The organism is Aeromonas sp. QDB39 (genome assembly GCF_027707585.1).
Taxonomy (GTDB): Bacteria; Pseudomonadota; Gammaproteobacteria; order Enterobacterales; family Aeromonadaceae; genus Aeromonas; species Aeromonas hydrophila.
Genome location: NZ_JAPCIV010000144.1, coordinates 1 through 553, shown reverse-complemented (window position 1 = coordinate 553; position 553 = coordinate 1). Strand labels below are relative to the sequence as shown.

Here is a 553-nt window from a genome sequence, read left to right as displayed (position 1 = left end):
GTACTGAACATAGCTCCAAGACTACCTCTTAAGTTAAGAGGGGCGAAGTGTCTGGATCTTCAAGGGGCCAATCTAGCGGGTTGTCGGCGATCAGGTTCACCAGCGCGTGCACCGTGTTCTTGCGATCCGCCATCCAGTCGCCGATGGCGACCGAGTAGGCGTGGCCATAGTTGACCGCCTCGCTCTGGATGGCGCTCATGGTACGGGATTTGAGGGTGTGAAAGGCAACGATGCCGAGCAGTGAGGCCATCAGCAGCACCACCCCCAGACTGGTGGCCAGCAGCTTGCCGCGCAACGAAAGTGTCATGACTACGGATCCTTGTTGTTGTGACGGGCCAGGGAGAGACCCTTATTTAATCAAGGCTATCGGCCACATGCTGAACAGACTTTAGTGAATCCCAGTATTTTTACATCTATCAACAACAGAACCCGCTACTCGTCATTACTGGATCGCTATTCCATGCTGCTGACAACCCTCATGTACAGGATCTTTAGCTACAACCAATTGAAATAGATAGAAAAAAGGCTTCGTTTGTGATCTGATTTAATCGCA

The 553-nt window shown here is 51.5% G+C and carries 1 pseudogene; it reads right to left on the bottom strand.

What is annotated here, in order from left to right:
* Positions 1-76: 76 nt before the first annotated feature.
* Positions 77-307: pseudogene (locus PG899_RS24235) on the bottom strand (methyl-accepting chemotaxis protein); the annotation flags it as partial.
* Between the last annotated feature and the right edge of the window lie 246 nt (positions 308-553).